Raw genomic sequence first — 23229 nt, 5'->3', positions numbered from 1 at the left:
AACGGGAGGGCGGGCCCCGGTAACGGGGCCCGCCCTCTTCACTGTTGCGGTGGGTGTGGGATTTGAACCCACGGTGACTCTCGCCACGACGGTTTTCAAGACCGTTCCCTTAGGCCGCTCGGGCAACCCACCTCACTCCCCGCCGCCGGGCGGCCGGGTTGCTACAGCGTACCGGCTGGGGGGGAGGGGGGTGAGCCGCGCTCAGTTCGCGGTCTCGTAGGCGGTCGTCGCGCCGGACACGGCCTTCTGCAGGGGGCCGAGGCGGTCGACGAGCTTCTGGAAGTCGCCGGTGCGGCCGTCGGACCACTGGCCCAGGGTGACGATCATGGCGCGGCCGGTGCCGGCGAAGGACTGCACCATGCCGCTGGTGGGCGGGAGGGTGCGCAGGCCGGAGCCGGCCGGCGTCGCCGGGGCGGTGGTCGGGGTGGAGTCGTCCTCCGGGGCCGCGCCCGTGAACTTCAGGGCCAGGAAGGCCGCGCCCGCCGCCGGCAGTGCCAGCGCCGCGTTGCGCGGCCACACCCGTCGTATGTCGCCGTTGCCGGCGTTGTCGGCGTTGTCGGCGTTGTCGGCGTTGTTGCCGTCGTTGTGATCGTTCCTCGCCATGGCGAGGAACTCCAGGTCAGCTGTCGCCCGTGCGTTCACCGAGGGTGACGGTGGCGGTGGCGGTCTTGCCGCCGCGGACGTAGGTGATCTTGACGGTGTCGCCGGGCTTGTGGGTCCAGATCTCGCTGATGAGCGTCGGGCCGCTGTCGATCTGGCGGTCGTCGAAGGCGGTGATGGTGTCGCCGGCCCTGAGACCGGCCTTCGCGGCCGGGCCGTTCGGGGTGACGGCGGCGGTGCCGCCGGAGCCCTGGTCGGCGATGGTGGCGCCCTCGCCCTTCTCCTGCATGTTCACCGTGGCGCCGATGACCGGGTAGACCGGCTTGCCCGTCCTGATCAGCTGCTCGGCCACGTTCTTGGCCTGGTTGACCGGGATGGCGAAGCCGAGGCCGATCGAACCCGCCTGGGACTGGCCGTAGCCGCTGCTCGCCGACTGGATCGCCGAGTTGATGCCGATCACCGCGCCGCTCGCGTCGAGCAGCGGGCCGCCGGAGTTGCCCGGGTTGATCGAGGCGTCGGTCTGCAGCGCGCTCATGTAGGAGTTCTTGCCGCCGGAGCCGTCACCGGAGGCGACCGGGCGGTTCTTGGCGCTGATGATGCCGGTGGTGACCGTGTTCGACAGGCCGAAGGGCGCGCCGATCGCGATCGTCGAGTCGCCGACGGCGACCTTCTCCGAGTCGCCGAGCGGCAGCGGGGTCAGGTCCGACGGCGCGTTCTTCAGCTTGATCACGGCCACGTCGTAACCCTGCGCGCGGCCGACGACCTCCGCGTCGTAGGTCTTGCCGTTGGAGAAGGTCGCGGAGAGCGTGCCGCCGTCCGCCGCGGAGGCCACCACGTGGTTGTTGGTGACGATGTGGCCTTCCTTGTCGTAGACGAAGCCGGTGCCCGTACCGCCCTCGCCGTCGGCGCCGCCGGACTTCGCCGTGATGGTGACGACGCTGGGCAGCGCCTTCGCGGCGACCGCGGCGACCGTGCCCGGGTCGCGCTTGAAGGAGGACGGGGCCTCGCCGGAGGCGACCGTCGTCGAGCTCGTGGAGTCGCCGTCGCGCTGGGACGCCGCCCAGTAGCCGATGCCGCCGCCGACGCCGCCGGCCACCAGTGCCGCGACGAGGACCGCCGCGACCAGGCCGCCGGTCCGCTTGCGCGGCGGCTCGGGGGCGTACGGCTGGGGCACGCCCCAGGCCGGGGTCGCGGGCGGGGCGGGCGGCCAGCCGCCCGCTCCGGCCGCGTGGGCAGTCGCCGGCGCGGCCGGGGAGGGGGTCGCGTGGGCGGCTGCCGGCACCGGCTCCTGGACCGCCGTCACCGGCTCGGTCGGCGCATCGGCCGGCGGCTCGGCCGCCGGCCGGTCCGCCTGCGGTGCGGGCCCCGCGGGCGCCGCCGCCGGAGGGGTGGCGGGCGGCGCGGGCGGGGTGGGAGGAGTCGCGGGGGCGGACGGGGCAGTCTGGTCCGCCGGAACCGCCGTGCCCTCGTTCTCGGTGCTCACAGCTCTCTCCTCGCTCACTGGCGATCGGTCGTTTGTCGCAGGTGCTGGGGTCAGCTTTTCCCACAGCACGTCAGGCCACTGTAAGCCGGAGCTGTGCGTCCGCACCCTATTGTTTACTTGCGGGCAAACCGGACGCCCGTACCATGACGCGGTGACCCACGCACCGCAGCCGCCGAGCCGCCCGCTCCCCGTCCAGGTGGTCGCCCACCGCGGCGCCTCCGACGACGCCCCCGAGCACACCCTGGCCGCCTATGTGAAGGCCATCGAGGACGGGGCCGACGCCCTGGAGTGCGACGTCCGGCTCACCGCCGACGGCCACCTCGTCCTCGTCCACGACCGGCGCGTCAACCGCACCTCCAACGGTAAGGGCGCCGTCTCCGCGCTGGAGCTCGCCGATCTCGCCGCGCTCGACTTCGGTACGTGGAAGGGGCGCGACGAGTCCGGCGAGAGCCCCGACTGGGGCGACCCCGAGGCGACCTCCGTGCTCACCCTCGAACGGCTCCTTGAGCTGGTCTCCGACGCCGGCCGGCGGATCGACCTGGCCATCGAGACCAAGCACCCCACCCGCTGGGCCGGACAGGTGGAGGAGAAGCTGCTCCAGCTGCTCGACCGCTTCGGGCTCGCCAAGCCGGCCACGCCCGAGGAGTCGCCCGTACGCGTCATGAGCTTCTCGGCGCGCTCCCTGCACCGCGTCGCCGCCGCCGCGCCGACGCTGCCGACGGTCTCGCTCTCCCAGTTCCTCACGCCCCGGCTGCGCGCCGGCGCTCTGCCGGCGGGCGCGCGGATCGCCGGGCCCTCGATCCGGATCGTGCGGCACAACCCGGCCGTGATCCTGCGCCTGCAGAAGGCGGGCCACCAGGTCCACGTGTGGACGGTGGACGATCCGGAGGACGTGGAGCTGTGCGTACGTCTCGGGATCGACGCGATCATCACGAACCGGCCGAAGCAGGTCCTCGCGCAGCTGGGCCGCTGACGGGCACCGATCCGGACACCCGGGCGCACATCGGCACGGGCACCGATCCGGACACCCGGGCGGGCATCGGCGCAGGCACCGATTCGGTCACAGGTGCGGGTGCCGATAAAGGCGCCGATAGGGTCGTCGCTTCGGCCGTCGCTTCGGCCGCTTGAGCCCCTTCTGTCACGGCTGTCACGGGCGTGCGGGGTGTGCACCGGCGCGTTCGGAACGTACGCGATCGTCACGAGTGCGTCACCGGAGGCGTACTGGCCGGTTTCCGGTCCAGGCCATTGGGGCATTCACCTCGTGGCGTGGGGCAAAGGAGGTCTCGGGGGTGGCGTTGGTGGTGGCACAGGAGGTGCCCACGTCGTCGAGCATGGCCGTACCTCATGGTCCTGCGGGCGTGGGTGAGGCGCGACACCGGATGCGGGAGCAGCTGAGCCGCAGCGGGATGTCCGAATCGGTCGTCGACGACGCGGTGCTGATCCTTTCCGAACTGCTGAGCAATGCCTGTCGGCACGGCAGGCCGCTGGGCCCCGGCACGGACGTGGGCGACGGTGACGTACGGGCCGCGTGGAGCGTCGACAGACGCGGCGGGCTCACGGTCGAGGTGACGGACGGCGGCGGCCCGACCCGCCCGATTCCGGCCACCCCGTCGGTGACCGCGCGCGGCGGCCGCGGGCTGAACATCATCAGCGCGCTCGCCCAGGACTGGGGCGTCCGCGACAGCGCGACCGGCGAGGTCACCGTCTGGGCCTTCGTCGCCGACAGCCATCGCCGCGAGGACTTCGCGGCGCGCGTGGGCGTCGGCTCGGGCCTGGACTTCCTCGACGCGTACGACGAACTGGACTGAGGCGCGGGGCGTTCGGACGCCAGGGCGCGCGCGTACGGACTGAGGCGCGGGGCGATCGGACGCCACGCGCGTGCGTACGGATCGGGGCCGGGTGCCGAGGGCGCCCGGCCCCCTCCCGTACCCGGGACGCGCGCCCCCCGTCCCGTACGCCACACCGCTCGCCCCGCGCCCCGCGCGGCCCCGGGCGGCTAGGCTCGCGGCCGATACTGGATCGCCGCGATCGGGAGAAAGACCCACCATGGCCAAGAAGCGCCCTCAGACGAAGTCCGGCAAGGCCGGGCAGGCACAGGTCACGAGCGGGGAGATCCCGGTCGTCGGTGCGCGTGAGCCGTGCCCCTGCGGTTCGGGCCGCCGTTACAAGGCGTGCCACGGGCGGGCCGCCGCGCACGCCGTGGCCGAGCTGGTGCAGCGGCCGTTCGAGGGGCTGCCGGGCGAGTGCGACTGGGTCGCGCTGCGCGAGCTGGTGCCGGCCGCGACCGTGCCGCTCACGCTCAAGGACGGGCTGCCCGACGGCGTGCCGTCCGTGACGCTCGCGACCGTGCTGCCGATGGCGTGGCCGGCGCTGCGCCGCGACGACGGCTCCGTGCTGCTCGCGCTGCAGAACGAGTCGTCGACCGGCGACCTGGCCCGCGACCTCGCCGACACCCTGCAGCGCGCCCTGGTGGCCGAGCCGGGCACGCCGGTCGCCCCGCGCCGCGTGGAGGCCGAGGGACCGCGGCTGCAGGAGCTGCTCGACCCGAACAGCGATTTTGCGCCGGAGGTGCACTCGGGATTCGAATTCTGGATTCCGGAGACCGCGGACAATTCCAGCCCGGAGGTAGCCGCCTCCCTGGAGCGCGCCAACGCCGCCGCCATCCCCACCGTGAAGCTGACGAGCGTCGACTCCGCCTACTGGTGCGAGACCCCGGACAAGAACCACCTGCGCTGGGTCATGCCGCACCCGGAGGAGCGGCTGCTCGACGCGCTCGCCCGGCTGCAGGCCGCCGGCACCACCTCGATCGGTCCGGACACCCGCCTGGTGGGCTCCTTCCGGGCGCACGGTCTGATGGTTCCCGTGTGGGACCTGCCGACCTCGATGACCGCGGAGGAGTGCGAGAAGCCGGCCGCCGAGTTCGCCGAGCGGCTCGCCGAGGCGCTCGCGACCGACGCTCCCCTCACGGTCGAGGAGCGTCGTGCGCGCGGCGGTCTCACCAACCGTCAGGTGACGCTCAGCTGATACCCCAGGTGGTATCCGTGACTGACAGACCGACCAGTCGGTGACGTCTGCCACAAGATCTCGCCGTAAGGGCTAAATCCCTGTCCGAATAACCGAGATCGAATTTGCGAACGGCCAATCTCTTGTTACCGTTCTGGAAGCCCGGTCGCTGGTGCATCCCCCGTCGCCAGCGATCGGGCCTTTCCATGCCCTGGATCCGCTCCCGGATCCGTACGAGGCTCAACTTCCCTCCGGCTCCGCCGTGTTGCTCCCCGAGCGCAGCAGCAGCGGCGTGCTGTCACCCTCGCCGGCTCCCGCGAATTCCGCCACGGCCGAATAGTCCTCGTGATCCGCGACCGCACCGCGCCGCCGCCGTTCCCGCGGCGTCTCGCAGGTCCCCGCGTCGTCGCGCGCCGGCGCCGCGCACCGCACCTGCACGGTCCGCCCGGGCGCCATCAGGGTGAGCACGGCGTCGAGCGCCTGACCCGTCGCGTTGCGGTAGTACGTCCGCGCCCAGGTGTCGGCGCCCTCGCTCACCACGCACGTCTGCGCCTCCACGCCGTCGGGAGAGGCGAGTTCGGGGCCGCAGTGGGTGCCGGAGGAGGAGACGGGGGAGGGGGAGGGGGCGGCGGAGAGGCCGGAGGTGCGGGCAGTGGTACGGGCGGCGGTCAGGCCGAGTTCCGCCAGGAGGCCCCGCCCGGACGTCGCGCCCTTCGCACCGTCGCTCGCGCCGCCCTTCGCGCCGCCTTCCGGGACCGCGGTTCCCGACGGGCCGGCCGTCGCCGCGATCAGCACCAGGACGGCGATCGACACGACGGCCCCGAGGGCCGGCACGCGCAGCCGCGCCGGTCTCACGCGCCCTCCTCCGGAAGATCCCCCGCATGATCCTCCGGCGAAGATATCCGCGACCGGCGGGCTCCCGGCCGGCCGCGCGCCCGATTCCCCGGGATGACCGGGCGTTCCTTACCCGTACGGGTGAGCCCGCGGGCGCGTGCTCCGTGCGTGCTCCGTGCGTGTGCCGCCGCGCGGGTCGGCGCCAGGGTCAGTACGCGAGCCGGCTGCCGCCGCCCGGCGTGCTCGTGCTCGCCTCGACGAGGGCGTCCAGGACCGCCTCGACGTCCGGCAGCCACGGCCGCGCCGAGCCTTCGAGCGGCGCCCGCTCCCAGCGGACCTGACCGGTCCCGGTGACCGAGGGCGGCAGCGGCAGATGGCCGCCGTCGCCGTGGAAGCGCAGCGAGCCGGGCACGCTGTCCTTCGCGTAGAGGAGTTCGCCGAGCCGTTCGAGGCCGTAGGGGGCGACGAGGACGGCCAGCCGGTTGGGCGTGGCCACGACCGGGCCGAGCCGCATGCCCTGCGCGTCGAGCGCGGCCAGCGCGCGGGCGCCCGCGGCGGCCGGCAGGCTCACGGCGCACGGGGCGCGGCCGCCGGTGGCGAGCAGGACGGGGGCGTCGGGGCGGCCGCCGAACCACCAGCGGATCATGCGGGCGTCGGTGGTGGCCGCGAGGAGGCCGGGGTCGAAGGGGTGCGCGCCGGGCGCGACGCACTCGGGGTCGGGACACGCACAGCCCGCGGCGACGAGGTCGCCCGCTCCCGTACGGGCCTCGGCGCCCGCTGCCGTCGGACGCGCTCCGCCCGACCGCAGCCCCACGCCGGGGAGCACCGGCCAGGCCCAGGCGGTGGCGTACAGCAGCGCCGCGTCGAGCTGACCTGGGACGGTCTTCGCCACACCCTCCATGCCCGCATCGCGCTTGCCGCGCCGGAACCGGAGCCCGCGTCGCCTTCCGGGGATCTCGCGCATGAGCGCTCGTCCTTTCCGTTGAACGCCAGAATCCACATCACACCACGCGCACATCACACCATGTGCACGTCTCTTCACTGTGCGTACGAGCTGCGCCCGAGCTCCGTGGGCAGTCCTGCCGGAACACGTTCCCCGCCATTCGGGGAGAGGGGTGCGGCCTGCGGTGATGAGGACGCCCGGGTTCCGCGTCCGTATTCAGGGGCGTCGTCAACTGCCCCTGCCCGTCACCGATTACGTACCCGTCACGCTCGGAATGACGCTCTTTCAAACGACGCCAGTCGACCGCAAATGGTGCACACCGGGGGCAATTTTCAGCCAACTTCCCCTAGTCTTCAACCCTCTCGCCCGATCCCGCGGACACCAGAAGTCCCATCGTGACAATGCTGGACATCGATCTACATGTGCGTGTAGATGTGGATCGATGGATAGCTGCGCAGAATGACTTGGGGGTTTGCCATGCTATTGCTGGAAACGCGCAGGTCGGAAAGCCGCATGCCATGACTACACCTCGCGCGCCGAAAGTGGCCGGAATCGATTCCACCGTTCCCTCTCCCCCGCACACTGCGGCGGCCGTCGGCGCGCCGCTCGCCGCACAGGTCTCCTCCATGCCCCTGGGCACGCCGCTGCAGGACCGGCTGGCGGGCTGGGTCTCCGACCTCACCCTGCTCCACGAACTCACCGAGTCCCTGATCAGGACCGCCACGCTCGACGAGGCGCTGCGCGAGCTGCTGCGCGCCGGCGCCGCCCTGGTCGGCGCGCGCCGCGGGATGGCCGTGCTCGAACCGGCCGACGGCCTCGGCCCCGCCAGCACCGTCGGCCTCGGCCTCGCCCACGCCGAGCTCGGCACCATCGAGACCGTGCCGCGCAGCGTCACCTCCTACGGCCGCATCCTCGACGGCCTCGACCCGCTGCCCGAGGGCGCCCTGCCCCGCCCCGTCGCCGTCCCCGACCTGCGCTCCGAGGAGGACCTCGACCCGCGGCTGCGCGAGGTCGCCGCCCGGCTCGGCTACGCCGCCAGCTACGCCCTGCCGCTCGCCACGGCCGAGGCCGGGAAGCTCGGCGCGGTCGTCTGGCTGTACGACGAGCCCGCCGAGCCGGCCGAGCGCCAGCGCCACCTCATCGGGCTCTACGGCCGCTTCGCCACCGAGCACCTCGCCCGCCTCCTGGAGGTCGAGCGGGCCCGGGTGCGGGCCGCCACCATCGCCGAGGAGCTGCTGCCCAGCCGGCTCCCGCGGGTCCCGGGCGTGCAGCTGGCCGCCCGGCACCGCACCGGCCCGCGCGGCGGCGGCGACTGGTACGACGCGCTGCCGCTGCCCGAGGGCGCCCTCGGGCTCGCCGTCGGCTCCGTCACCGGCAGCGGGCCGAGCGCCCTGGCCGCCATGGGCCGGCTGCGCGCCTCGCTGCGCGCTTACGCCGTGATGGAGGGCGAGGACCCGGTCGCCGTCCTGTCCGACCTGGAGCTGCTGCTCCGGGTCACCGAGCCCGCCCGCTCGGCCACCGCGCTCTTCGCCTACTGCGAGCCGGCCGCCCGCCGGATCGTCCTCGCCGGCGCCGGGCACGCCCCGCCGCTGGTCGTCGGCGAGCAGCGCACCACGTACGTGGAGACCTCGCTGTCCGCCCCGCTCGGCATGCTGGCCTGCTGGGAGGCGCCCAGCGTGGAGCTGTCGCCCGCACCCGGAGAAACGGTGCTGCTGTACACCGACGGGCTCCTGCGCCGCACCGGCGAGCCCATGGACCGGGCCTTCGCGCGGCTGCACGCGGCCGCCGCGAGCGTGCCCCGGGCGGACCGGGCCGACCCGGGCGCGGTCGCCGACCACGTCCTGCGGACGCTGTTCCCGGAGTGCCTGGACGGCCCCGAGGGAGTGGCCGCCGACGGCGAGGACGTGGTGCTGCTCGCCGCCCGCTTCGAGTGAGCCCTGGATGAGCCTCGGGTGAGCTCAGGGCGATCCCAGGGCGGTCCCCGGTGGTCTCGGGGTGATTCCCGGGTGAGAAGTGCCACCCGGTGACTTACCGGAAGCGGGGCTTCCGCCTCCGGGTTGCTTCCGCACGAACGTACGATGGTGATGGTTCAGTGTCGTACCAAAGGAGGCAGAACCGTGGCCGATGAGCTCACGACGGAGACCCCGGAGACCCCGGAAGGTTCCGAAGAGCAGGCGATCAAGCAGCGGAAGAACGGTCTGTACCAGGACGTCTCCGACGAGCTCGCCGACAACATGAAGTCCGGCTGGGCCGACACCGAGCTGCACGACCTCGCCCCGATCGCCCAGGCCGCGCACACCGCCGCCCGCCGCGCCGCGCTGTCCGCCCGCTTCCCGGGCGAGCGCCTGGTGATCCCGGCCGGCAACCTGAAGACCCGGTCCAACGACACCGAGTACGCCTTCCGCGCCTCCACCGAGTACGCGTACCTCACCGGCGACCAGACCCACGACGGCGTGCTCGTCCTGGAGCCCGTCGCCGGCACGGACCGCCACGAGGCCACGATCTACCTGCTGCCGCGCTCGAACCGCGAGAACGGCGAGTTCTGGCTCGACGGCCAGGGCGAGCTGTGGGTCGGCCGCCGTCACTCCCTCGCCGAGGCGGAGCAGCTGCTCGGCCTGCCGGCCAAGGACGTCCGCGAGCTGCCCGCGCGGCTGACCGAGGCCACCGGCCCGGTCCGCGCCGTCCGCGGCCACGACGCCGGCATCGAGGCCGCCCTCGCCGACAAGGTCACCGCCGAGCGCGACGAGGAGCTGCGGATCTTCCTCTCCGAGGCCCGCCTCGTGAAGGACGCCTTCGAGGTCGCCGAGCTGGAGAAGGCGTGCGCGTCGACCGCGCGCGGCTTCGAGGACGTCGTCAAGGTCCTCGACAAGGCCCAGGCCACCAGCGAGCGCTACATCGAGGGCACGTTCTTCCTGCGCGCCCGCGTCGAGGGCAACGACGTCGGCTACGGCACCATCGCCGCCTCCGGCCCGCACGCCTGCACCCTGCACTGGGTCCGCAACGACGGCCCGGTCCGCTCCGGCGACCTGCTGCTGCTCGACGCCGGCGTGGAGACCACCGAGCTCTACACCGCCGACGTCACCCGCACCCTGCCGGTCAACGGCCGCTTCACCGACGTCCAGCGCAAGATCTACGACGCCGTGTACGAGGCCCAGGAGGCCGGCATCGCCGCGGTGAAGCCGGGCGCCGCCTTCCGTGACTTCCACGACGCCGCGCAGCGCGTGCTCGCCGAGAAGCTCGTCGAGTGGGGCCTCGTCGAGGGCCCGGCCGACCGCGTCCTGGAGCTCGGCCTGCAGCGCCGCTGGACCCTGCACGGCACCGGTCACATGCTCGGCATGGACGTCCACGACTGCGCCGCCGCGCGCACCGAGGCGTACGTCGACACGACCCTGGAGCCGGGCATGTGCCTGACCGTCGAGCCGGGTCTGTACTTCCAGGCCGACGACATGAGCGTGCCGGAGGAGTACCGGGGCATCGGCGTCCGCATCGAGGACGACATCCTCGTCACGGACTCCGGTCACCGGAACCTGTCCGACGCCCTGCCGCGCACCTCCACCGAGGTCGAGGCGTGGATGGCCGGCCTGCAGGGCTGACCCGTCACCCGCGCGAGGGGCCCCCGCCGACGTCGTCGGCGGGGGCCCCTCGCGTACGTCATGTCAGGGCGAGCGGCGCGTCCGGGCGCCATTTGAGGAGCTTGTCGAAGCTGACCAGCGCGCCGCCGCGGCCCGTACGCCCGACGTGCACGTGGTCGGCGAGCTCCTCGATCAGCCGCAGACCGCGCCCGTTCTCGGCGTCGTCCGCGGCGGGCGGTGCCGGGGCGCCGCCGCGCTGGAAGCCGGGGCCCGAGTCGGCCACCTCGATGCGGCAGGTCTCGCCGTCGAGATAGGCGGTGACGCGGTACGCCTCCGAGGCCGGACCGCCCCGGCGGGCCGGGCCGCCGCCGTGCTCCACGGCGTTCGCGCACGCCTCGGTGAGCGCCACCGACAGGTCGTAGGAGACGTCCGGGTCGACGCCCGCGGTCTCCATCGTGCCGAGCAGCAACCGCCGGGCGAGCGGCACGCTCGCGGCCTCGCGCCGCAGATGCAGGGACCACCAGATGCTCATGCTCCAGCCTCCTGGCTGCGGCTCGACCTGCTGCGGCACGACATACCGATACGTATTGCCCCACCGCGTGGTCCATAAGCCCCCTGGGACCGCGAGCACGCCCGTTCAGCGGATGCGCGGATCCGTGTGCCGGTGTATGCGAGCGGGTGTCAGCTGACCGGTGTGCGCCCGGGTATGCCGCCTGAAGGGGCACAAGGGTGACCTTCCGGACCTGCCGTATGGGCGGGGTGGGCCTGGTGCGATGATGGGCCCGCCATGTCTGCCCCCGCGCTCGCGCCACGCATGCTGAGGGCCGCGGTGTTCACCGCGGTCTGTGTCGTGCTGTCCGCGCTCGGCCACGCGCTGGCCGCCTGTGCGGGGATCGCGCTGTGGTCGCTGGTCGCCGGCTTCCTCTTCGTCTTCGGATGCACGGTGCTCGCCGCGGGACGCGAGCGCTCGCTGGCGTTCATCGTCGGCGCGCTCACCACCGGACAGCTCGCCCTGCACGCCCTGTTCGGGCTCGGGCAGCGGCCGCTGGCCCTGGGCCCGCGGTCGGACGACGCGCTCGTGAACCTGGCCGCCAAGCTGGTCTGCGGGCGCGGCGCCTCCGCGCTGGGACCCGCCGACGCGGCCCGCATCGTCGACGCCGCCGGGATCGCCCCCGCCGCCCCGGTCACGGCCGGCGCGCACGCGCACATGGCGGGCATGACCGGTCTGGTGACCGACTCCGCCGGGGCCGCCGGCGCACCCGCCGAACTGCTGCCGAGCCTGCCGATGCTGCTCGGTCACCTGCTCGCCGCGCTCGCCACCGGCTGGCTGCTGCGCCGCGGCGACCTGGCCCTCGGCCGGCTCGTCCGGCTGTCGGCGGAAGGCGCCGCCGAGTTCGCCTCGTGCGCGCTCGTCCGCTCGCTGCGCGCCGCGCTCTCCCTCGTCCGGGCCCTGCTCGCCGGCCTGCCGGGCGCTCCGGCCACCGGGCCGCGCGGGCCCGCGCGCACCGCCTTCGACTCCTCGCCGCCGCCGGTGGCCGAGGCACTTCAGCACACGGTGATCAGGCGCGGCCCGCCGGCCGCCGCCCGCTGCGTCCTCGCAGCCTGAGCGGACCGCTCCAGCCACGAAGCAATTCGGGAGGGGCGGGTCCGCGGCCGTCCGCGTCCGCACGCGGACCGCACACGCCTGTCTTCCGACCCTTCCCATGAGCTGGAGTGTCCGCCATGAGCGTTTCCCGTACGTTCGTCTCCCGTGCCGCCGTCGCCGCCGGTGTCGCCGCCTCCTCCGTCCTGCTGCTGTCCGGCACCGCGTTCGCGCACGTCAGCGTGCAGCCGCAGGGCCAGGCCGCCAAGGGCGGCTACGCGACCGTCAACCTGAAGGTGCCGAACGAGCGCGACAACGCCTCCACCGTCAAGGTCGAGCTCTCCTTCCCGACCGACCACCCGCTGGCCTCCGTGATGCCGCAGCCGGTCCCCGGCTGGAAGGTCGAGGTCACCAAGGCGAAGCTCGCCAAGCCGCTGGAGATGCACGGCAACAAGATCAACGAGGCCGTCTCCAAGGTGACCTGGACGGCGGACGGTTCGAAGATCGGCCCCGGCCAGTTCCAGCAGTTCCCGCTCTCCCTCGGCCAGCTGCCCGAGGACACCGACCGGCTCGTCCTGAAGGCCCTGCAGACCTACGACAACAACGAGGTCGTGCGCTGGATCGAGGAGCCCAAGGACGGCGCCGCCGAGCCCGAGAACCCGGCGCCGGTCCTGAAGCTGTCCGCCGCCGCGGGCGACGACGACCACCACGACGACGGTGCCGCCAAGGCCGCCGACGACAAGGCCGGCGCGCACGAGGACGGCGAGCACAAGGACGGCGACCACAAGGAGGCCGCCGCCTCCGGGACCGACAACGCGGCCCGCGTGCTCGGCGTCGTCGGCATCGTCATCGGCCTCGCCGGCGTCGCCTTCGGCGTCCTGGCCGGCCGCCGCCGTTCGGCCTGACGCACATCCCCTCCCGAAAGACGCACCAGCCATGTCTGACACCAAGACTGACGGCGGCCGCCCCGGCCGCCGTGCGCCGCTGATCGCCGCCGCCGTGGCGATCGTCGCCGCGATCGGCATCACGGCCGCCGTCGGCCTCGGCGGCGGCAGCGACAGCCCGGACGGCACGTCCGGCAGCAACGCGCCGGTCGCCGACGTCTCCGGCGGCACCGACAACACCAAGGCCGCCACCGTCCTCGACCGGCCGTTCACCAAGCCCGACCTGGTCCTGACCGACACCAAGGGCCAGAAGTACGACCTGCGCGAGCGCACCAAGGGCAAGCCGACGCTGATCTACTTCGGCTACACCCACTGCCCCGACGTGTGCCCGCTGACGATGAGCAACATCGCCATCGCGCGCAAGCAGCTGCCCAAGGCCGACCAGGACAAGCTCCAGGTCGTCTTCGTCACCACCGACCCGGAGCGGGACACCGCCGCCGAGCTCGGCAAGTGGCTGCCCGCCGCCGGCGACCCGTCGTTCACCGGCCTGACCGGCGACTTCTCCGCCATCCAGGCCGGGGCGCGCTCGATCGGCATCGGCATCGACCCGCCGGCCAAGGAGAAGGACGGCACGGTCGTCTCCATGCACGGCGCCCAGGTGATCGCGTTCTCGCCGACGACCGACCAGGGCTACGTCCTGTACGGCGAGGACACCACCGCCGACCAGTACGCCGCCGACCTGCCGAAGCTCATCAAGGGGGAGAACCCGTGACCCGCCGCACCACCACCCTGTCCGCCTCCGCCTCGGCCGTGGCGCTCGCCGCCGCGCTCGCGCTGACCGGGTGTTCGTCCTCGTCCTCGGACGCCAAGAGCGGGCCCGAGCTGAAGGTGAGCGGCGCGTTCATGCCGCAGCCGGTGATGGACATGGCCGGCGGCTTCCTCACCATCACCAACGGCGGGAACACCGCCGACAAGCTCACCTCGGTCACCAGCTCGCTCTCGGACGACATCACGATCCACGAGTCCAAGAACCAGAAGATGCAGGAGGTGAAGTCCTTCGACATCCCGGCGAACGGCGAGCTCAAGCTCGAACGCGGTGGCAGCCACATCATGTTCATGGAGCTGAAGAAGCAGCCCAAGCAGGGCGAGAAGGTCGGCATCGAGCTGCACTTCGAGAAGTCCGCCCCCATCAAGGTCGAACTTCCCGTCGAGGCCCCCAACCACAACCCGAAGCAGCACTGAAAGCCCTGACGGAGTGACAGGAAGGGAGTGACCAAGCCCGTGACCACCACCGCCCCGCGCCTCGGACCGGCCCTCGCCCGGCTGCTGCTCGTCGCCGCCGCGCTCCTGGGCGCCCTGCTCGCCACGGCGGGCCCCGCGTCCGCGCACGCGGCACTGACCGGCAGCGACCCGCAGGACGGGGCGGTGGTCGCCACCGCCCCCAAGGAGGTCGACCTCACCTTCTCCGAACAGGTCGCCATGAGCGGCGACTCCATCCGGGTCCTCGACCCGGCGGGGAAGCGGGCCGACACGGGCGAGATCCGCGACCGGTGCAGCGGCTCGACCGTCCGCTACGGGGTCGCGCTGCTGCCCGGACTGCCCGACGGCACCTACACCGTGGCCTGGCAGACCGTCTCCGCCGACAGCCACCCCGTCTCCGGCGCCTTCACCTTCTCGATCGGCGCCCCGTCGAAGACCGCCGTCGCCCTGCCGGACACCCCGGTGGGCGGCGGTGTCGTCGGCGCGCTGTACGGGATCGCGCGCTACCTGTCGTACGCCGCCTTCGTCGTCCTCGTCGGCGGCGGTGCGTTCGTGCTCGCCTGCTGGCCGCGCGGCGCGGCCGTGCGGCCGGTGCAGAAGCTCGTGGTGCGCGGCTGGCTCACGCTGACCGCGTCCACCCTCGCGCTGCTGCTGCTCCGTCACCCGTACACCCGCACCGGGAAGCTGGCCGACGTCTTCGACCTGGCCGGGCTGCGGGCCGTCCTGGAGACGAAGACCGGGGCCGCGCTCTCCTCGCGGCTGCTGCTGCTCGGCGCGGCGGCGCTGTTCGTCGCCGTGCTGTTCGGCGCGTACGCCCGGAAGGTGGAGCCGCGCGACGAGGAGAACGAGGGCGAGGCGCGGGAGGAGCGCGGGGACCTCACCTTCGGGCTGGCGCTCGGCGGCACCGTCGTCGCCGCCGGCATCGCCGGCACCTGGGCGCTCGCCGAGCACGCCTCGACCGGGCTCCAGCCGGGCATCGCGATGCCCGTCGACATCCTGCACCTGCTGGCCGTGGCCACCTGGCTGGGCGGTCTGACCGCACTGCTCGTGGCGCTGTACCGGGCGCCGTCGGTCGAGCGGTCGGCCGTCGAGCGCTACTCGAAGGTGGCGTTCGGCTCGGTCGTCGTCCTCGCCGCCACCGGGATCTACCAGTCCTGGCGGCAGGTCGGCACCTGGTCGGCCCTCACCGACACCCGGTACGGACAGCTGCTCCTGGTCAAGATCGGCCTGGTCGCCGTGCTCGTGGGCCTCGGCTGGGTGTCGCGGCGCTGGGTGCGGCGCCTCGCCGAGCCGGCCGGATCCGTACAGGCCGGATCCGTACGGGCCGGATCCGTACGGGCCGGGGCGACCGGGGCCGCCGAGGAGACCGGGGAGTCGGCGGAGGGCGCGGAGTCGGCGGAGGGCACCTCGGCCGGGGCGCCTTCGAAGGCCGGGGGCGCCGACGCCGCCGGGGCCGACGAGACCGCCGAGGCCGCCGAGACCGCCGAGATCGACGAGAAGCGGGCCGAGCAGCTCGCCCGGCAGCGGGCCGCCGTCGCCACCGCGCGGCGGAAGAAGGCGCGGGACGCCGACCCCGAGCGGGCCGGGCTGCGCCGTTCGGTGCTCACCGAGGCCGCCGTCGCCGTCGTGCTGCTCGCCGTGACCACCGTGCTGACCGCCACCGAGCCCGCCCGCACGGAGGAGGAGACGGGCGCCGGCCGGGCCGCGGCCGGCTCCACCGCCGTCCCCAACCGCCCGATCGACGTCCGGCTGCCCTTCGACACGGGCGGCGTCGACGGCAAGGGCACCGTCCAGCTCACCCTCGACCCGGGCCGTACGGGCGCCAACGCGCTGCACATCTACGTACTGCGGCCCAACGGCCGGGGCCTGGACGTGCCCGAGGTGAAGGTCGCCTTCACCCTCAAGGAGAAGAACATCGGCCCGCTGCCGGTGCTGCCCGACCGGGTCCAGACCGGACACTGGAGTGCGGCCGGCGTGCAGCTCCCGATGCCGGGCGAATGGCTGATGCAGGTCACGGTCCGCACCTCCGACATCGACCAGACCACCATCGAGAAGAACGTGAAGATCGGCTAGCCCCGTGAACAACCCGAGCAACCCGAGCAACCCGAGCAACCCGAGCAACCCGAGCAGCGACAACACCCTTGAGATCTCCCGGCGACGGGTGCTCGGCACGGTCGGTGCGGCCGGTGCCGCAGGACTGGTGATCGGCGCGGCCGGCGGCGCCGGGATCTCCGCGGCCGTGTCCGGTGACGGCTCCGCCCCCGGCGCGGCGGGCCCGCAGGCCCTCGCCTCGGTCGGTTCGACCGAGGTGATGTTTCACGGGAAACATCAAGCGGGGATCACCACTCCGCTTCAGTCCCGCGGCCATCTGATCGCCTTCGACCTCGCCCCCGGCGCCGGCCGCAAGGAGGCCGCCGCGCTGCTCCGCCGCTGGTCGGCCACGGCCAGGGAGCTGATGGCGGGCAGGCCCGGGACCGACGACACCGGGATCGCGCTCGACGCCGGGCCGTCCTCGCTGACCGTGACCTTCGGCTTCGGCCGCAGCTTCTTCGACCGCACCGGGCTCGCCGCGCGCCGCCCGGCGCAGCTCGACCCGCTGCCCGCCTTCTCGTCCGACGCCCTCGACCCGAAGCGCTCGGAGGGCGATCTGTGGGTGCAGATCGGCGCGGACGACGCGCTGGTCGCCTTCCACGCGCTGCGCGCGGTCCAGAAGGACGCGGCGGGGGCGGCCCGGGTGCGCTGGCAGATGAACGGCTTCAACCGTTCCGCCGGGGCCACGGGCCGGCCGATGACGGCCCGCAATCTGATGGGCCAGGTCGACGGCACGAACAACCCCAAGCCGTCCGAGCCCGACTTCGACCACCGCGTCTTCGTCCCCCAGGGCGCGCCGGAGTGGATGGCGGGCGGCTCGTACGCGGTCGTGCGGCGGATCCGGATGCTGCTCGACGACTGGGAGAAGCTGCCGCTCGACAAGCAGGAGAAGGTCATCGGACGGCGAAAGTCCGACGGCGCGCCGCTGAGCGGCGGGACCGAGACCACCAAGCCGGATCTGAACAAGCTCGGCCCGGACGGCAAGACCGTCATCCCCGACAACGCCCACGCCCGGATCTCCGCCCCCGAACAGAACGGCGGGGCGGCGATGCTGCGCCGGCCGTTCTCCTTCCACGACGGGATCGCGCCCGACGGCACCCCGGACGCCGGTCTGCTGTTCGTCTGCTGGCAGGCGGACCCGCTCCGCGGCTTCGTACCCGTGCAGCGCAAGCTCGACCGGGGCGACGCGCTGTCCGCGTTCGTACGGCACGAGTCGAGCGGTCTGTTCGCGGTGCCGGGCGGTCCGGCCGAGGGCGAGTACGTGGGCCAGCGGCTGCTCGAGTCGTAGGCGGCTTCTCAAGGCGTAGAACGGCCCCGTCGGGACGGACCCGCTCCATTAGGGTGACCGTATGTCCGCCACCCGGTATACGTATCTCGGTCCCGAAGGCACTTTCACGGAGGCCGCGCTGCGTACGCTGCCCGAGGCCGCGACGCGGGAGCTGGTCCCGATGGTCTCGGTGCCCGCGGCGCTGGACGCCGTGCGCAGCGGTGAGGCGGCGGCGGCGCTCGTGCCGATCGAGAACTCGGTCGAGGGCGGGGTGACCGCCACGCTCGACGAGCTGGCCTCGGGCGAGCCGCTGATGATCTACCGCGAGGTGCTCCTGCCGATCGCCTTCGCCCTGCTCGTACGGCCGGGGACGAAGCTGTCGGAGATCAAGACGGTCACCGGCCATCCGGTCGCCCAGCCGCAGGTGCGCAACTGGCTGCGGGCGCACCTCCCGGACGCGGTGTGGGAGTCGGCCGCCTCCAACGCGGACGGCGCCCGGCTGGTGCAGGAGGGCCGTTTCGACGCGGCCTTCGCGGGCGAGTTCGCGGCGGCGACGTACGGGCTCGAACCGCTGGTCACCGAGATCCACGACGCCGAGAACGCGGAGACGCGTTTCGTCCTCGTGGGCCGGCCGGCCCGGCCGGCGGCGCCCACCGGCGCCGACAAGACCTCGGTGGTGATCTGGCTCGGCGAGGACCACCCGGGCGCCCTGCTCGAACTCCTCCAGGAATTCGCGGTGCGCGGGGTCAACCTGATGCTGATCCAGTCGCGTCCGACGGGCGCGGGCATCGGCAACTACTGCTTCGCCGTCGACGCGGAGGGCCACATCTCGGACCGGCGGGTCGGCGAGGCGCTGATGGGCCTCAAGCGGATCTGCCCGAAGGTGCGCTTCCTGGGCTCGTACCCGCGCGCGGGCGTCGCGCCCGAGGACGTGCGGCCGCTGCGGCGCGGGACGACGGACACCGAGTTCACGGCGGCGTCGGACTGGCTGGCCCGGGCCCAGGACGGCCGGGCCTGAGTTATCCACAGGCTCGCCCCCAGGCCTGGGGACAAGTCGACAAGGCGGTCCGCATAGGTCGACAAATCGTCGTCACCCCAGGTCCGGGGCCCCACACTTTGGAGCGAGCAATTCCCACCCGAAGGGGTGGGAAAATGCGTCAAAGATCGACGACTCGCATTCGTCCACAGATCTTTCGCACAGCCTGTGGATAACTCGCCCCGCTGTGCAGAACTCCGGAACAGCTAATTCACCGGAAAGCAAAGCAATTCGGGCAAAGTGACATGCAATCCCATATCGGCTAGGGGCGCCCCTGCCGCACCGGTAGCCTGGTGGGGTGATTGACCTTCGCCTGCTCCGTGAGGACCCCGACCGTGTTCGCGCCTCCCAGCGCGCCCGTGGAGAGGACGTCGCCCTCGTCGACGCCCTGCTCTCCGCCGATGAGCGGCGCAGGTCGTCCGGCGTCCGCTTCGACGAACTCCGCTCCGAGCAGAAGGCGCTCGGCAAGCTGATCCCCAAGGCGTCCCCCGAGGAGCGCGCCGAGCTGCTGCAGAAGGCCGAGCAGCTCAAGACCGACGTCAAGGCCGCCGAGGCCGAGCAGAACGAGGCCGACGAGACGGCCCGCGCGCTGCTGCTCCAGCTCGGCAACATCGTCCACCAGGACGTGCCGGTCGGCGGCGAGGAGGACTTCGTCGTCCTCGAGACGCACGGCACCATCCGCGACTTCGCCGCCGAGGGCTTCGAGCCCAAGGACCACCTGGAGCTCGGCGAGGCCCTCGGCGCCATCGACGTCGAGCGCGGCGCCAAGGTCTCCGGCTCGCGCTTCTACTACCTGACCGGCGTCGGCGCGCTCCTGGAGCTCGCCCTGGTCAACGCGGCGATCGCGCAGGCCACCGAGGCCGGCTTCATCCCGATGCTCACGCCCGCGCTGGTCCGCCCGCGCGCCATGGAGGGCACCGGCTTCCTCGGCCAGGCCGCCGAGAACGTGTACCACCTGGAGAAGGACGACTACTACCTGGTCGGCACCTCCGAGGTCCCGCTCGCCGCGTACCACATGGACGAGATCATCGAGGCCGACAAGCTGCCGCTGCGCTACGCCGGCTTCTCGCCGTGCTTCCGCCGCGAGGCCGGCACGTACGGCAAGGACACCCGCGGCATCTTCCGCGTCCACCAGTTCGACAAGGTCGAGATGTTCTCGTACGTCGCGCCGGAGGACGCCGAGGCCGAGCACAAGCGGCTCCTGGACTGGGAGAAGCAGTGGCTCACCTCCCTGGAGCTGCCCTTCCAGGTCATCGACGTCGCCACCGGCGACCTCGGTGCCTCCGCCTCGCGCAAGTTCGACTGCGAGGCGTGGATCCCGACCCAGGGCAAGTACCGCGAGCTGACCTCCGCCTCCAACTGCGACGGCTTCCAGGCCCGCCGCCTCTCCGTGCGCATGCGCGAGGAGAAGGACGGCAAGAAGACCGTGCAGCCGCTGGCCACCCTGAACGGCACGCTGTGCGCCGTCCCGCGCACCATCGTGGCGATCCTGGAGAACCACCAGCTCCCCGACGGCTCGGTGCGGGTGCCCGAGGTGCTGCGCCCCTACCTCGGCGGCCGCGAGGTCCTGGAGCCGGTCTCCAAGTGACCACGTTCCCCTACCGCCTGGTCGCGACGGACCTCGACGGCACGCTGCTGCGGGCCGACGAGTCCGTCTCCGAGCGGACGCGCGCGGCGCTCGTCGCCGCGACCGAGGCCGGCGCCGCGCACATCGTCGTGACCGGTCGGGCGGTGCCCTGGACCCGGCACATCCTCGACGACCTCGGCTACGAGGGGATCGCGGTGTGCGGGCAGGGCGCGCAGGTCTACCACGCCGGCGAGCACCGGCTGCTGACCTCGCTCACCCTCGACCGGCAGCTCGCCGGGCTCGCCCTCTCCAAGATCGAGGCGGAGGCCGGGCCGCTGGCCCTGGCCGCCAGCCGCGACGGCCTGGAGGGCGAGGTCCTGATCGGCCCCGGCTACCGGACCCAGGACGGGCCGCTGCCGTACGTCCCGTACGAGGACCCGGCCGAGCTGTGGGCGGCGCCGCTGACCAAGCTCTACATCCAGCACCCGACGCTGACCGACGACGAGCTGACCCGGCTCGCCCGGGAGACCGTCGGCGGGCTCGTCGACGTCGTCATGGCCGGCCCGGGCATCGTGGAGATCGTCCCGCTCGGCCTCAGCAAGGCCACCGGGCTCTCGCTGGCCGCGCGCCGGCTCGGCGTGAAGGCCGCGGACACCATCGCCTTCGGCGACATGCCCAACGACATACCGATGTTCGGCTGGGCGGCCCGGGGCGTGGCGATGGCCAACGCGCACGCGGAGCTGAAGGCGGTCGCCGACGAGGTGACCGGCTCGAACGAGGAGGACGGCATCGCCGTCGTCCTGGAGCGTCTGCTCCGGTCCTGACGCGGAAAACGAGAAGCGGGGCGGCCCGCGCGGTTCGCCTCCGCGCGCTCGAAGCGGCCGCCCCGTTTCTCGTACCCCTAGTGTGCGCCGCCCTCCCCGCCGCCCACCAGCGGTTTTCGCCCCGGTCCCGGGCCCGGCCCGCTGCCCGGACCGGGACCCGGCCCCGGTGATCTCGTGAGCGGCCAGAAGGCCAGGCCGATGGCGAGCGAGATCGCGTGCCCGAGGTCCGTGTAGGTGCGGTCGGTGAGCAGCGGCACGACGAAGAAGGCGACCGCCCCGGCGAGGTAGAGCCAGCGCCAGGGGCGCGGCAGCCGGTAGGTGAGGATGCCGGCCGAGGCCGCGAGCCCGTAGCTCACCCCGATGTCGACGACGTGCGCCATGCTGCGCGGCACGTCCTGGTCCCGGATGGCGAGGAGGACCACCTCCTGGCTGACGAGGGTGGCCGCGACGTGCGCGGTGGCGACGACGGTCAGCCATTTCAGCGTGCCGAGCCAGCGCTCGACGGGCGCGTGCAGGACCTCGAAGAGGACGGCGTAGAGGAGCAGGCTCTCCGGGTTCTCGATCCAGAAGGCGCTGCCCAGCAGGGCGCGCATCGGATGGTGGGAGAGCTGGAAGAGATTGCTGCTGTTGCGGTGCAGCAGATAACGCTCCAGCCGGTCGGGCGAGAGCGCGATGACCAGGCTGGTGACCGCGATGACGAACAGCCAGAGGTGCGTACCGGGTGACGAACGCACCCACGACCTGATCGGCCGGGACGGTTCGCCACCCGGGGAGGTTTTGCTCAGCACATATCAGTGCCTATCACCCCGAGCTGGGTGATTTATGAGAGAAACCTTCGCGGTCCCGGAGAAACTCCGGGGAGGACCTCAGAAATTGATCATGTGACCGGCGATGCCGTGGATCGCTTCCTTCACGGCCTCGCCCAGCGTCGGGTGCGCGTGCACGTTGCGCGCGACCTCGTGGACCGTGAGGTCCCACTGCTGCGCCAGGGTCAGCTCGGGCAGCAGCTCCGTGACGTCGGGGCCGATCAGGTGGGCGCCGATGATCTCGCCGTACTTGGCGTCGGCGACGATCTTCACGAAGCCGGTCGAGTCGCCGAGGCCGTGCGCCTTGCCGTTCGCCATGAACGGGAACTTGGCGACCTTGACGTCGTAGCCCTTCTCGCGGGCCTGCGCCTCGGTGTAGCCGAAGCTCGCGATCTGCGGCTGGCAGTACGTGGCGCGCGGGATCATCGGGTAGTCGAGCTCCATCGTCTCGGCGTCCGCGATGGTCTCGGCGGCGATGACGCCCATGGCCTCGGCGGTGTGCGCGAGCATCAGCTTCGCGGTGACGTCGCCGATGGCGTAGATGTGCGGCACGGAGGTGCGGGCCCGGCCGTCGACGTCGATGGCGCCGCGCTCGGTGAGGGCGACACCGGTGTTCTCCAGGCCGTAGCCGGAGACGTTCGGCGCGAAGCCGATGGCCTGCAGGACCTTGTCGGCCTCCAGGACCTTCTGCACGCCGTCCTTGCCGGTGACGGTGACGCGGACCTGCGGGCCGGACTCGTCGATGGCCTCGACCCGGGTCGAGGTGAGGACGTCGATGCCGAGCTTGCGGTACTGCTTCGCGAGCTCCTTGGACACCTCCTCGTCCTCCAGCGGGGCCATGCGGTCGAGGAACTCGACGATGGTGACCTTGGTGCCGTAGTTGTTCAGCACGTACGCGAACTCGATGCCGATCGCGCCGGCGCCGGCGATGATGATCGACTGCGGGGCGTCCTCGGCGAGGATCTGCTGCTCGTACGAGACGACCCGGTCGCTGAGGGCGGTGCCGGGCAGCAGGCGCGGGGAGGCGCCCGTGGCGATGATGCAGTTGTCGAAGGTGATCGTCTGCGTGGTGCCGTCGGCCTTCGCCACCTGGAGGGTGTTCGCGTCGAGGAAGGTGCCCCGGCCGTCGAACTCGGTGATGCCGTTCTTCTTCATCAGGAAGTGGACGCCCTTGACGCGGCCGTCCGCCACCGTGCGGCTGCGGCTGAACGCCTCGCGGTAGTCGAAGGTGACCGTGCCGTCGACCTTGATGCCGAAGGTCTTGGCCTCGTGGTTGAAGATGTGGGCGAGCTCGGCGTTGCGCAGCAGCGCCTTGGTGGGGATGCAGCCGACGTTCAGGCAGACACCGCCCCAGTACTTCTCCTCGACGACCGCGACCCGCTTGCCCAGCTGGGCGGCGCGGATGGCGGCGACGTAGCCGCCGGGGCCAGCTCCGAGTACGACGACGTCGAAGCGGTCTGACATGACTGACTCCCGA

21 protein-coding genes and 1 tRNA gene are annotated in these 23229 nt (G+C 72.6%); 14 read left to right on the top strand and 8 right to left on the bottom strand.

Annotation, left to right across the window (positions count from 1 at the left end; genetic code table 11):
* Nucleotides 1–47: 47 nt before the first annotated feature.
* The 3 genes from ACFYU9_RS23205 to ACFYU9_RS23195 all read right to left on the bottom strand — a co-directional run bounded on the left by ACFYU9_RS23205 (nucleotide 48) and on the right by ACFYU9_RS23195 (nucleotide 2083).
* A tRNA-Ser gene (locus ACFYU9_RS23205) sits at nucleotides 48–132 on the bottom strand.
* A gap of 69 nt (nucleotides 133–201) precedes the next feature.
* Nucleotides 202–603: a hypothetical protein gene (locus ACFYU9_RS23200; protein WP_389345853.1), complete on the bottom strand. Its 402-nt coding sequence runs from the start codon at nucleotides 601–603 to the stop codon at nucleotides 202–204.
* Between the two features lie 16 nt (nucleotides 604–619).
* The gene (locus tag ACFYU9_RS23195) at nucleotides 620–2083 is read right to left on the bottom strand and encodes a S1C family serine protease (protein WP_389345852.1); all 1464 of its coding nucleotides are present in this window, start codon (nucleotides 2081–2083) and stop codon (nucleotides 620–622) included.
* Between the two features lie 151 nt (nucleotides 2084–2234).
* Between ACFYU9_RS23195 and ACFYU9_RS23190 the strand changes: the two genes are divergently transcribed.
* The 3 genes from ACFYU9_RS23190 to ACFYU9_RS23180 all read left to right on the top strand — a co-directional run bounded on the left by ACFYU9_RS23190 (nucleotide 2235) and on the right by ACFYU9_RS23180 (nucleotide 5107).
* Nucleotides 2235–3056, top strand: coding sequence for a glycerophosphodiester phosphodiesterase (locus ACFYU9_RS23190; RefSeq protein WP_389345851.1), 822 nt, complete (start codon nucleotides 2235–2237; stop codon nucleotides 3054–3056).
* Between the two features lie 229 nt (nucleotides 3057–3285).
* On the top strand, nucleotides 3286–3891 hold the full coding sequence (locus ACFYU9_RS23185) for an ATP-binding protein (protein ID WP_389210612.1): 606 nt from the start codon (nucleotides 3286–3288) through the stop codon (nucleotides 3889–3891).
* A 238-nt stretch (nucleotides 3892–4129) separates the two neighbouring features.
* A complete protein-coding gene (locus tag ACFYU9_RS23180) occupies nucleotides 4130–5107 on the top strand; it encodes a DUF5926 family protein (RefSeq protein WP_389210614.1) in 978 nt (325 codons plus the stop codon).
* 219 nt (nucleotides 5108–5326) lie between these two features.
* Here the strand turns inward: ACFYU9_RS23180 and ACFYU9_RS23175 are convergent, their stop codons facing one another.
* Both ACFYU9_RS23175 and ACFYU9_RS23170 read right to left on the bottom strand, forming a co-directional pair.
* Complete coding sequence (locus tag ACFYU9_RS23175) at nucleotides 5327–5941, bottom strand: hypothetical protein (protein ID WP_389345850.1); 615 nt, start codon at nucleotides 5939–5941, stop codon at nucleotides 5327–5329.
* Between the two features lie 187 nt (nucleotides 5942–6128).
* Nucleotides 6129–6884, bottom strand: coding sequence for a bifunctional DNA primase/polymerase (locus ACFYU9_RS23170; protein ID WP_389210617.1), 756 nt, complete (start codon nucleotides 6882–6884; stop codon nucleotides 6129–6131).
* Between the two features lie 380 nt (nucleotides 6885–7264).
* Here ACFYU9_RS23170 and ACFYU9_RS23165 point away from each other — a divergent pair, with 380 nt between their 5' ends.
* Complete coding sequence (locus ACFYU9_RS23165) at nucleotides 7265–8797, top strand: PP2C family protein-serine/threonine phosphatase (protein ID WP_389345849.1); 1533 nt, start codon at nucleotides 7265–7267, stop codon at nucleotides 8795–8797.
* 183 nt (nucleotides 8798–8980) lie between these two features.
* Entirely contained in the window at nucleotides 8981–10456 is a 1476-nt protein-coding gene (locus ACFYU9_RS23160) for an aminopeptidase P family protein (RefSeq protein ID WP_389210621.1), read from the top strand.
* Nucleotides 10457–10514: 58 nt separating this feature from the next.
* Here ACFYU9_RS23160 and ACFYU9_RS23155 read toward each other — a convergent pair whose 3' ends face one another.
* Nucleotides 10515–10967 (bottom strand): ATP-binding protein, encoded by a 453-nt coding sequence (locus tag ACFYU9_RS23155; protein WP_389345848.1) that lies wholly within the window; start codon nucleotides 10965–10967, stop codon nucleotides 10515–10517.
* 255 nt (nucleotides 10968–11222) lie between these two features.
* Between ACFYU9_RS23155 and ACFYU9_RS23150 the strand changes: the two genes are divergently transcribed.
* The 9 genes from ACFYU9_RS23150 to ACFYU9_RS23110 all read left to right on the top strand — a co-directional run bounded on the left by ACFYU9_RS23150 (nucleotide 11223) and on the right by ACFYU9_RS23110 (nucleotide 20946).
* Nucleotides 11223–12041, top strand: a complete 819-nt coding sequence (locus tag ACFYU9_RS23150; protein WP_389210625.1) for a hypothetical protein — start codon at nucleotides 11223–11225, stop codon at nucleotides 12039–12041.
* A gap of 116 nt (nucleotides 12042–12157) precedes the next feature.
* Entirely contained in the window at nucleotides 12158–12922 is a 765-nt protein-coding gene (locus ACFYU9_RS23145) for a YcnI family protein (protein ID WP_389210627.1), read from the top strand.
* Between the two features lie 31 nt (nucleotides 12923–12953).
* The gene (locus ACFYU9_RS23140) at nucleotides 12954–13673 is read left to right on the top strand and encodes an SCO family protein (RefSeq protein ID WP_389210629.1); all 720 of its coding nucleotides are present in this window, start codon (nucleotides 12954–12956) and stop codon (nucleotides 13671–13673) included.
* On the top strand, nucleotides 13670–14143 hold the full coding sequence (locus ACFYU9_RS23135) for a copper chaperone PCu(A)C (protein ID WP_389345847.1): 474 nt from the start codon (nucleotides 13670–13672) through the stop codon (nucleotides 14141–14143). Before ACFYU9_RS23140 ends, ACFYU9_RS23135 begins: the two co-directional genes overlap by 4 nt.
* A gap of 39 nt (nucleotides 14144–14182) precedes the next feature.
* Entirely contained in the window at nucleotides 14183–16234 is a 2052-nt protein-coding gene (locus ACFYU9_RS23130) for a copper resistance CopC/CopD family protein (RefSeq protein WP_389345846.1), read from the top strand.
* 73 nt (nucleotides 16235–16307) lie between these two features.
* Entirely contained in the window at nucleotides 16308–17540 is a 1233-nt protein-coding gene (gene efeB / locus ACFYU9_RS23125) for an iron uptake transporter deferrochelatase/peroxidase subunit (RefSeq protein ID WP_389345915.1), read from the top strand.
* Between the two features lie 61 nt (nucleotides 17541–17601).
* Complete coding sequence (pheA, locus tag ACFYU9_RS23120; RefSeq protein WP_389210635.1) at nucleotides 17602–18537, top strand: prephenate dehydratase; 936 nt, start codon at nucleotides 17602–17604, stop codon at nucleotides 18535–18537.
* Between the two features lie 316 nt (nucleotides 18538–18853).
* Complete coding sequence (gene serS, locus ACFYU9_RS23115; RefSeq protein WP_389210637.1) at nucleotides 18854–20143, top strand: serine--tRNA ligase; 1290 nt, start codon at nucleotides 18854–18856, stop codon at nucleotides 20141–20143.
* Entirely contained in the window at nucleotides 20140–20946 is an 807-nt protein-coding gene (locus ACFYU9_RS23110) for an HAD family hydrolase (protein ID WP_389210639.1), read from the top strand. Before serS ends, ACFYU9_RS23110 begins: the two co-directional genes overlap by 4 nt.
* A gap of 77 nt (nucleotides 20947–21023) precedes the next feature.
* Here ACFYU9_RS23110 and ACFYU9_RS23105 read toward each other — a convergent pair whose 3' ends face one another.
* The gene (locus ACFYU9_RS23105) at nucleotides 21024–21680 is read right to left on the bottom strand and encodes a rhomboid-like protein (protein WP_389210641.1); all 657 of its coding nucleotides are present in this window, start codon (nucleotides 21678–21680) and stop codon (nucleotides 21024–21026) included.
* A gap of 132 nt (nucleotides 21681–21812) precedes the next feature.
* The gene (gene lpdA, locus ACFYU9_RS23100) at nucleotides 21813–23216 is read right to left on the bottom strand and encodes a dihydrolipoyl dehydrogenase (RefSeq protein ID WP_389210643.1); all 1404 of its coding nucleotides are present in this window, start codon (nucleotides 23214–23216) and stop codon (nucleotides 21813–21815) included.
* Between the last annotated feature and the right edge of the window lie 13 nt (nucleotides 23217–23229).

This window comes from Streptomyces sp. NPDC004327 (assembly GCF_042873935.1).
Lineage (GTDB): Bacteria > Actinomycetota > Actinomycetes > Streptomycetales > Streptomycetaceae > Streptomyces.
This window is presented reverse-complemented; position numbering and strand designations above follow the sequence as displayed.

What these genes read in the sequence shown, in the direction of transcription:
- ACFYU9_RS23200 (WP_389345853.1), bottom strand. Translation starts at nt 603, where the DNA reads ATGGCGAGGAACGATCACAACGACGGCAACAACGCCGACAACGCCGAC.
- ACFYU9_RS23180 (WP_389210614.1), top strand. Translation starts at nt 4,130, where the DNA reads ATGGCCAAGAAGCGCCCTCAGACGAAGTCCGGCAAGGCCGGGCAGGCA.
- ACFYU9_RS23170 (WP_389210617.1), bottom strand. Translation starts at nt 6,884, where the DNA reads ATGCGCGAGATCCCCGGAAGGCGACGCGGGCTCCGGTTCCGGCGCGGC.
- ACFYU9_RS23165 (WP_389345849.1), top strand. Translation starts at nt 7,265, where the DNA reads ATGCTGGACATCGATCTACATGTGCGTGTAGATGTGGATCGATGGATA.
- ACFYU9_RS23155 (WP_389345848.1), bottom strand. Translation starts at nt 10,967, where the DNA reads ATGAGCATCTGGTGGTCCCTGCATCTGCGGCGCGAGGCCGCGAGCGTG.
- ACFYU9_RS23150 (WP_389210625.1), top strand. Translation starts at nt 11,223, where the DNA reads ATGTCTGCCCCCGCGCTCGCGCCACGCATGCTGAGGGCCGCGGTGTTC.
- ACFYU9_RS23145 (WP_389210627.1), top strand. Translation starts at nt 12,158, where the DNA reads ATGAGCGTTTCCCGTACGTTCGTCTCCCGTGCCGCCGTCGCCGCCGGT.
- ACFYU9_RS23140 (WP_389210629.1), top strand. Translation starts at nt 12,954, where the DNA reads ATGTCTGACACCAAGACTGACGGCGGCCGCCCCGGCCGCCGTGCGCCG.
- pheA (WP_389210635.1), top strand. Translation starts at nt 17,602, where the DNA reads ATGTCCGCCACCCGGTATACGTATCTCGGTCCCGAAGGCACTTTCACG.
- lpdA (WP_389210643.1), bottom strand. Translation starts at nt 23,216, where the DNA reads ATGTCAGACCGCTTCGACGTCGTCGTACTCGGAGCTGGCCCCGGCGGC.